The organism is Microbacterium sp. (assembly GCF_031178525.1).
In the GTDB taxonomy this organism is placed as follows: domain Bacteria; phylum Actinomycetota; class Actinomycetes; order Actinomycetales; family Microbacteriaceae; genus Microbacterium.
Genome location: NZ_JAPSJA010000118.1, coordinates 1 through 8,024 on the forward strand (window position 1 = coordinate 1; position 8,024 = coordinate 8,024).

Annotated in this window: 7 protein-coding genes; all 7 read left to right on the forward strand. The window is 70.7% G+C overall.

Annotation, left to right across the window (positions count from 1 at the left end):
- The coding region (locus RIF89_RS08785; RefSeq protein ID WP_309068744.1) for an ATP-binding cassette domain-containing protein at positions 1 to 784 on the forward strand (784 nt) is incomplete at its 5' end.
- Positions 781 to 2,037: an ABC transporter permease gene (locus RIF89_RS08790; protein WP_309068745.1), complete on the forward strand. Its 1,257-nt coding sequence runs from the start codon at positions 781 to 783 to the stop codon at positions 2,035 to 2,037. The genes RIF89_RS08785 and RIF89_RS08790, both read left to right, overlap by 4 nt.
- Positions 2,038 to 2,048: 11 nt before the next feature.
- A complete protein-coding gene (locus RIF89_RS08795; protein ID WP_309068750.1) occupies positions 2,049 to 3,311 on the forward strand; it encodes an ABC transporter permease in 1,263 nt (420 codons plus the stop codon).
- A 40-nt stretch (positions 3,312 to 3,351) separates the two neighbouring features.
- Positions 3,352 to 3,774, forward strand: coding sequence for a cytidine deaminase (locus tag RIF89_RS08800; protein WP_309068746.1), 423 nt, complete (start codon positions 3,352 to 3,354; stop codon positions 3,772 to 3,774).
- Positions 3,771 to 5,084 carry a thymidine phosphorylase gene (locus RIF89_RS08805; RefSeq protein ID WP_309068747.1) on the forward strand — a complete coding sequence of 438 codons (1,314 nt, stop codon included), beginning with the start codon at positions 3,771 to 3,773 and terminating at the stop codon, positions 5,082 to 5,084. The genes RIF89_RS08800 and RIF89_RS08805 overlap by 4 nt, the downstream gene beginning before the upstream one ends.
- 38 nt (positions 5,085 to 5,122) lie before the next feature.
- Positions 5,123 to 6,235 carry an adenosine deaminase gene (locus RIF89_RS08810; protein ID WP_309068748.1) on the forward strand — a complete coding sequence of 371 codons (1,113 nt, stop codon included), beginning with the start codon at positions 5,123 to 5,125 and terminating at the stop codon, positions 6,233 to 6,235.
- A gap of 192 nt (positions 6,236 to 6,427) precedes the next feature.
- Positions 6,428 to 7,810 (forward strand): MFS transporter, encoded by a 1,383-nt coding sequence (locus tag RIF89_RS08815; RefSeq protein WP_309068749.1) that lies wholly within the window; start codon positions 6,428 to 6,430, stop codon positions 7,808 to 7,810.
- Positions 7,811 to 8,024: the final 214 nt, after the last annotated feature.

Consider the following 8,024-nt stretch of genomic DNA (forward strand, 5'->3'; position numbering starts at 1 on the left):
CCTCGAGGTACGCGACCTGCAGGTGCGCACGGCATCCGGTGCCGTCGTCGTCGACGACGTCAGCTTCGATGTCCGTCCCGGCGAGATCCTCGCGATCGCCGGCGTGCAGGGCAACGGCCAGACCGAGATCACGGAGGCCCTCATGGGCCTGCACGATCACGTGTCCGGATCGATCACGCTCGAGGGGCGGCAGCTCGTGGGCGAGGGCGTCAAGAACATCCTGGACGCGGGCGTCGGCTTCGTGCCCGAGGACCGCAAGGTGGACGGCCTCGTCGGCGGCATGTCGATCGCCGAGAACCTGGTGCTCGACCGCTCGACGTCGCCAGAGTTCGTCAAGGCCGGCACGCTCGTGCGCCGCGCGCTCGATCGCTTCGCACGCGACCGGATCGAGGAGTTCGACATCCGTGCGCAGGGTCCCCTCACGCCGGCGGGCACGCTCTCGGGCGGCAACCAGCAGAAGGTCGTGGTCGCGCGCGAGATGAGCCGCGACCTGCGTCTGCTGCTCGCCTCGCAGCCCACGCGCGGCGTCGATGTCGGCTCCATCGAGTTCATCCACTCCCGGATCGTCGCCGCGCGCGACGCGGGCGTGGCGGTGATCGTGGTGTCGACAGAGCTCGACGAGGTCACGGCCCTCGCCGACCGGATCGCCGTGATGTACCGGGGCAGGATCGTCGGCATCGTGCCCGCCGACACCCCGCGCGATGTGCTGGGCCTGATGATGGCCGGCGCACAGGAGAACACCACCGCAGGCGATGCGCTGAGCCAGCAAAGCGAGTCGAAGTGACCCAGACAGCCCCTGCCCAGCAGGCCCCGCAGACCCACACCGTCCCGGCGAGCAGCCGCATGCTGCGGGAGATCCTCCGCGGTGGCGTCGTCACGACGATCCTCGCGCTGGTCGCCGCCTTCATCGTCGGCGGCATCCTGATCGCCGTGACGGACGAGGACGTCGCCGAGGCCGCGGGGTACTTCTTCGCCCGGCCGGGCGACACGCTCTCCGCCGTCTGGTCCGCCGTCGCGGGCGGGTACGAGGCGCTGTTCCGCGGCGCGGTCTACAACACGCGCGCCGACGACTTCCTCACCGGCATCCGGTCGCTCACGAACTCGCTGGGCGCCGCCGCGCCGCTGATCGCCGCCGGACTGGGCGTCGCGGTCGCGTTCCGCGTCGGCCTGTTCAACATCGGCGCGCAGGGGCAGATCGTCTTCGGCGTCGCCTTCACGGCGCTGCTGACCTTCCGCCTCGACCTCCCGATGCCCCTGCAGCTTCCCGTCACGCTGCTCGGCGGCATCGTGGGAGGCGCGATCTGGGCCGGCATCGCCGGCCTGCTGAAGGCCCGCACCGGCGCGCACGAGGTGATCCTCACGATCATGCTCAACTACATCGGCGTGCTGTTCGTCGAGTGGATGGTGAGCACGCAGGGCGTGCTGCAGAAGGCCGGCACGACGCAGCCCGTGTCGGACCCGACCCCCGCCGGAGCGGTGTTCCCGGATCTGCTCGGGCCCTCGTTCCCGAACCTCGACCTCGGCTTCCTCCTCGTGGTGCTGGCGGCCGTGTTCGTGTGGTGGCTGCTCGAGCACTCCAGCCTGGGCCTGCGCATGCGCGCGGTCGGCGAGAACCCGCATGCCGCGAAGGCGGCCGGCATCTCGGTGCCGCGCATCTACGTGTACGCGATGCTGTTCGCGGGCGGGCTCGCGGGTCTCGCGGGCATGAACCAGATCCAGGGTGCGGTCACGACAGGCTTCAACCAGCACATCGACGCGGGCTTCGGCTTCGACGCGATCACGGTCGCTCTGCTCGGCCGCAGCCGCGCGTGGGGCACGTTCGCCGCCGGCCTGCTGTTCGGCGCGCTGAAGGCGGGCGCGTATCAGATGCAGGCGGCGGGCATCCCCGTCGACTTCGTGCTCGTCGTGCAGGCGCTCGTCGTGCTGTTCGTCGCGGCGCCGCCGCTCGTGCGCACGATCTTCTTCCTGCCCCGAGACGACGCCGAGAAGAGTGCCAGGACCCGAGCCAAGGCCGCGCGGAAGGCGGTTGCCCAGTGAACGCCACGACGATGATCCCCGAGTCGGCCGCACCCGCGGTGGTGCGCGTGCGGTACCCCAAGGTCCCCGTCACCCTGGCGATCGCGACCGTGCTGCTGGCCGCGCTGTTCCTGTTCGGCGCGCGCGACGGCGTCACGTCGTTCCGTCTCAGCGGCGGCGAGACCCTGATCCCGCTCGGCGACGTCAGCGTGCCGTCGATCGCGACCGTGTGGATCGTGATGGTGCTGCTCGTCGCGCTGACGGCGTACGCGGCGTGGGACGCATGGCAGTACCGGAAGCCGCGCGTCTGGGTCGCGGTCGCTTTCGGCGTGCTCGCGCTGTTCGCGTTCCTCACCTGGGCGGGTGCGGGCGGACTCGTCCCCGTCGTCAGCCTGCTGGCGGGCGCCCTGTCGATCTCGGTGCCCATCGTGTTCGGTGCGATGGGCGGCGTGATCGGCGAGCGCGTGGGTGTGGTCAACGTGGCCATCGAGGGCCAGCTGCTGCTCGGCGCGTTCAGCGCCGCGGTGATCGGCAGCCTCACCGGAAACCCGTACGTGGGCCTCATCGGCGCCATGATCGGCGGCGTGCTGGTCTCGCTCGTCCTCGCCGTGTTCGCGATCAAGTATCTGGTCGAGCAGGTCATCGTCGGCGTCGTGCTGAACGTGCTCGTGACGGGCCTGACCGGCTTCTTCTACGGCATCCTGCTCGTGCCGAACGAGGAGGTGGTGAACCGGCCGGCGACGTTCCCGCGCCTGCCGATCCCCGGCCTCGTCGAGATCCCGGTGCTGGGCCCCGTGCTGTTCAACCAGCCCTTCATCGTCTACCTGATGTACATCACGGTCGCGGTCGTCGCGTGGGGTCTGTACCGCACGCGCTGGGGACTGCGGCTGCGCGCGGTGGGCGAGCACCCGCAGGCCGCCGACACCGTGGGCATCAAGGTCAATCCGACGCGATTCTGGAACGTCAGCCTGGCGGGTGCCGTGGCCGGCGTCGGTGGCGCGTACTTCACGCTCGTGTCGGTTCCCCAGTTCGGCGAGGAGATGACGGGCGGCCTGGGCTTCATCGCGCTCGCCGCCGTGATCTTCGGCCGCTGGGACCCGATCCGCGCGGCCCTCGCGGCGCTGCTGTTCGGCTTCGCCACGAACCTCCAGAACCTGCTCACCGTGCTGGGGTCGCCGATCCCCGGTCAGTTCATGCAGATGCTGCCGTACGTCGTGACGATCCTCGCGGTCGCCGGGTTCGTGGGGCAGTCGCGCGGGCCCGCCGCCGCGGGCAAGCCGTACATCAAGGGTTGATCTCCGCTTCCGGAGATGGACTCCGTCACAGAGGAATGGGATGACTGACGAGACGAGCTGGTCCGGAGACGTCGACTGGGACGAGCTGCGCGCAGCCGCGACCGAGGCGATGCGGCACGCCTACGCCCCGTACTCGCGCTACCGCGTGGGCGCGGCCGCGCTCGTGTCGGACGGGCGGATCGTGTCGGGGTGCAACGTCGAGAACGCCGCGTACGGCGTGACGCTGTGCGCGGAGTGCGGCCTGGTGTCCGAGCTGCACCGCAGCGGCGGCGGGCGGCTCGTCGCGTTCGTGTGCGTCGATGGGCAGGGCGCCACGATCATGCCGTGCGGCCGGTGCCGCCAGCTGCTGTTCGAGCACGCCGTGCCTGGCATGCTGCTCGAGACGGTGTCGGGCATCCGCACGATGGACGAGGTGCTGCCGGACGCGTTCGGCCCGCGCGACCTCGAGGAGGCGGGACGATGAGCGACACGACCCCCTCGGCCGTGGAGCCGTTCGACGCCGTCGACGTGATCCGCACGAAGCGCGACGGCGGCCGGATCGACGAGGGCGCGCTGCGCTGGATGATCGACGCCTTCACGCGCGGCTACGTGGCCGACGCGCAGATGGCGGCGTTCGCGATGGCCGTGCTGCTGAACGGCATGGAGCGCGACGAGATCCGGGTCATGACCGACGCGATGATCGCGTCGGGGGAGCGGATGAGCTTCGCGGGGCTCGGCAAGCCCACCGTGGACAAGCACTCGACGGGCGGCGTGGGCGACAAGATCACGCTGCCGCTCGCACCGCTCGTGGCGGCCTTCGGGGTCGCGGTGCCGCAGCTGTCGGGCCGCGGGCTCGGCCACACGGGCGGCACGCTCGACAAGCTGGAGTCGATCCCTGGATGGCGCGCGGCCCTGTCGAACGACGAGATGACCGCGCAGCTGCGCGACGTCGGCGCCGTGATCTGCGCGGCGGGGTCCGGCCTCGCGCCCGCCGACAAGCGGCTCTATGCGCTGCGCGACGTCACCGGGACGGTCGAGGCGATCCCGCTGATCGCCTCGAGCATCATGTCCAAGAAGATCGCCGAGGGCACGGATGCGCTCGTGCTCGACGTGAAGTTCGGATCGGGAGCGTTCATGCGCGACTTCGACCGCGCGCGCGAGCTCGCCCGCACCATGGTCGAGCTCGGCACGGACTCCGGCGTGCGCACGACGGCGCTGCTGACCGACATGGACGCACCGCTCGGGCTGGCGATCGGCAACGCGAACGAGGTGCGGGAGTCGGTCGAGGTGCTCGCGGGCGGCGGACCCGCCGACGTCGTCGAGCTCACCGTCGCCCTCGCGCGCGAGATGCTCGCGCTGGCGGGCCGGCCCGACGCCGACGTGGAGGGCGCCCTGCGCGACGGTCGCGCGATGGACGCCTGGCGGCGGATGATCCTGGCGCAGGACGGCGACCCGGATGCCCCGCTCCCGGTCGCGGCCGAGACGCACACGGTCGTCGCGCCGCGCGACGGATACGTCATGCGGCTGGACGCCTACGGCTTCGGCGTCGCGGCCTGGCGACTCGGCGCGGGACGCGCCCGCGCCGAGGATCCCGTGCTGCACTCGGCGGGCATCGACCTGCATGCCAAGCCCGGTGACCGCGTCTCGGCCGGCCAGCCGCTGTTCACGATCGGCGGACCGGACGACACGCGCTTCGCGCGCGCTCTCGACTCGCTCGAGGGCGCATGGGAGCTCGGCGACGCCGCGCCCGAGCGCACGCCGCTTGTGCGCGAGCGCATCGCTTCGACATCCTGATCCACGGACCCGCCGACACCCGACGCGAGGAGCGCACAATGATCGATCCGTTCGGAGACGCCCGCGTGGAGGGCGTGTCGATCCGCAGTCTGCCGAAGGTGTCGCTGCACGATCACCTCGACGGCGGACTGCGGCCGGACACGATCGTGGAGCTCGCGGAGGCGGCGGGGGTGGACCTTCCGGAGACGGATCCCACCCGTCTCGCGTCGTGGTTCGCGCGGCAGAGCGACTCGGACTCTCTCGAGCAGTACCTCGAGACCTTCTCCGTGACCACCGCCGTGATGCAGACGCGCGAAGGGCTGACGCGCGTGGCGCGCGAGTTCGTCGAGGACCTCGCTGAGGACGGCGTCATCTACGGCGAGGTGCGCTGGGCGCCCGAGCAGCATCTGGCGGGCGGGCTTTCGCTCGAGGAGGCCGTCGAGGCGGTGCAGGAGGGCATCGAACAGGGCGAGGACGCCGCGGACGACGCGGGGCGCAGCATCCGCGTCGGCCAGCTGCTCACGGCCATGCGCCAGAACAGCCGCTCGGCCGAGATCGCCCGCCTGGCGGTCGAGTTCCGCGAGGAGGGCGTGGTCGGCTTCGACCTCGCAGGCCCCGAGGACGGGTATCCCGCGTCGCGGCACCGCGAAGCGATCGACATCGTCAGCGGCGCGTTCCTGCCGGCGACGATCCATGCGGGCGAGGGCGCCGGGCTCGAGTCCATCCGCTCCGCCCTCCTGGACGGCCGCGCCCTGAGGCTGGGGCACGGCGTGCGGATCGCGGAGGACCTGGATGTGATCGGCCGCGAGGGCGAGGAGGTGAGGGTGCGCTTCGGCGAGGTGGCGCGCTGGGTGCGTGACCGCGAGATCCCGCTCGAGCTGTCGCCGTCGTCCAACCTGCAGACCGGCGCGATCGCCGCGTGGGGCAGCCAGCTCGAAGACCACCCGTTCGACCTGCTGTACCAGCTGGGCTTCGCCGTGACGGTCAACACCGACAACCGCCTGATGAGCCGCACCTCGCTCACGCGGGAGCTCGCTCAGCTCGTCCTGGCGTTCGGATACGGGCTCGATGACATCGAGACCTTCCAGCTGAATGCCGCCGCGGGCGCGTTCCTGCCCATCGAGGAGCGCGAGGAGCTCATCGAGCTCATCGGCGAGGGCTTCGAGGCGTAGCGCTCCCGCTCGGCGCATCGCCGACCGCGGTCGGCCGATCACCTGGCCTGCGGGCCATGGGTGGTGTACTGTCGCATGCGGAATCGCCGATTCCCTATGTGAACACTCCGTTCGATAAACGAACACGATATCGAATCCCGCTCCCGCTCCGGCGCGATGACGCGCCGGACGACTTTGACCAAGGGAGGTCAGATGTCCGCCCGAGACGCAGCCCCCGGTCCGCTCACCCCGACCGGAACCATCTCCAGCCCCGTCGACCGCCGCCGCGTGGCGTTCGCCACGGTGGTCGGCACCACCGTCGAGTGGTACGACTACTTCATCTACGCCTCGGCAGCCGGCCTGGTGTTCGGCCAGCTGTTCTTCCAGCCCGCCGGCCCGGGGTTCGCGACGATCCTGTCGTTCCTCACGGTCGGCATCAGCTTCCTGTTCCGGCCGCTGGGCGCGTTCCTCGCGGGGCACTACGGCGACAAGATCGGCCGCCGGCCGATGCTCGTGCTGACCCTGATCCTGATGGGCGCCGCGACGACGCTCGTCGGCCTGCTGCCGACCTATCAGGCGATCGGCATCGCGGCGCCGATCCTGCTGCTGGTGCTGCGCATCCTGCAGGGCATCTCCGCCGGCGGCGAATGGGGCGGCGCCGTCCTGATGGCCGTCGAGCACGCGCCGAAGTACCGCCGTGGCCTCTTCGGCGCGATGCCGCAGATCGGTGTGCCCATCGGACTGCTGCTGGCCAGCGGCATGTTCGCGGTCATGACCGCACTGTTCCCCGGCGACGCGTTCCTCGAGTGGGGATGGCGCATCCCGTTCCTGTTCAGCTTCGTGCTCATCCTCGTCGGCTACTACGTGCGCCGCCGCGTCGAGGAGAGCCCGGTGTTCCAGGAGATCGCGGAGCGCAAGGAGCAGGCGAGCGCCCCCGTCATCCAGCTGTTCCGCCGCTTCGCGCCCCTCGTGATCCTGTGCGCGTTCGTGTTCGCCGCGAACAACGCCGTCGGCTACATGACCACGGGCGGGTTCGTGCAGAACTACGCGACCAACCCGGAGGGTCCGGTGGGCCTTGAGCGCGGCCCCGTCCTCTGGGCCGTCACGGCGTCCTCGATCACCTGGCTGATCTCGACCTTCATCGGCGGCTGGATCAGCGACCGCATCGGCCGCCGCACGACCTACATCTTCGGCTGGGTCTGGCTCGGCGCCGCGGTGTTCGCGCTGTTCCCGCTCGTCAACAGCGGCGACATCTGGCTGCTGACCCTGGGGCTCGTGCTGCTCACGATCGGCCTGGGCTTCTCCTACGGTCCGCAGTCGTCGTGGTACTCGGAGCTGTTCCCCGCCTCCGTGCGCTTCTCGGGCGTCTCGATCTCCTACGCCATCGGATCCATCATCGGCGGCGCGTTCGCCCCCACGATCGCCCAGGCGATCGTCCAGGGCACGGGTTCGACCGACGGTGTCGCGTACTACCTGTTCGGACTCATCATCGCGAGCCTCATCGCGACGATCCTGCTGCGCGACCGCCGGGGCATCCCGCTGGGGCCGGATCACGAGGAGGAGCAGTCGAAGGGCATCTACCTCTGGAAGAAGTGACGCGGTAGACGCATGGGTCGCCCCGGGATCCCTCCTGGGGCGGCCCCTTGCGTCCGCGTCAGCTGTTCACGCGGATGACCTCGTGCTGATACGGCGCGATCACGTCGCCCGAGATGCGCAGGTCGAGCACCAGGAACGGGCGGGCGTCGGCCGGCTCGCTCGCCCACGTCGCCAGGCGGTCGAGGTCGGCCAGGCGCTCGACGACGACGCCCTC

What these genes read in the sequence shown, in the direction of transcription:
- RIF89_RS08795 (WP_309068750.1), top strand. Translation starts at nt 2,049, where the DNA reads ATGATCCCCGAGTCGGCCGCACCCGCGGTGGTGCGCGTGCGGTACCCC.
- RIF89_RS08805 (WP_309068747.1), top strand. Translation starts at nt 3,771, where the DNA reads ATGAGCGACACGACCCCCTCGGCCGTGGAGCCGTTCGACGCCGTCGAC.
- RIF89_RS08810 (WP_309068748.1), top strand. Translation starts at nt 5,123, where the DNA reads ATGATCGATCCGTTCGGAGACGCCCGCGTGGAGGGCGTGTCGATCCGC.
- RIF89_RS08815 (WP_309068749.1), top strand. Translation starts at nt 6,428, where the DNA reads ATGTCCGCCCGAGACGCAGCCCCCGGTCCGCTCACCCCGACCGGAACC.
- RIF89_RS08800 (WP_309068746.1), top strand. Translation starts at nt 3,352, where the DNA reads ATGACTGACGAGACGAGCTGGTCCGGAGACGTCGACTGGGACGAGCTG.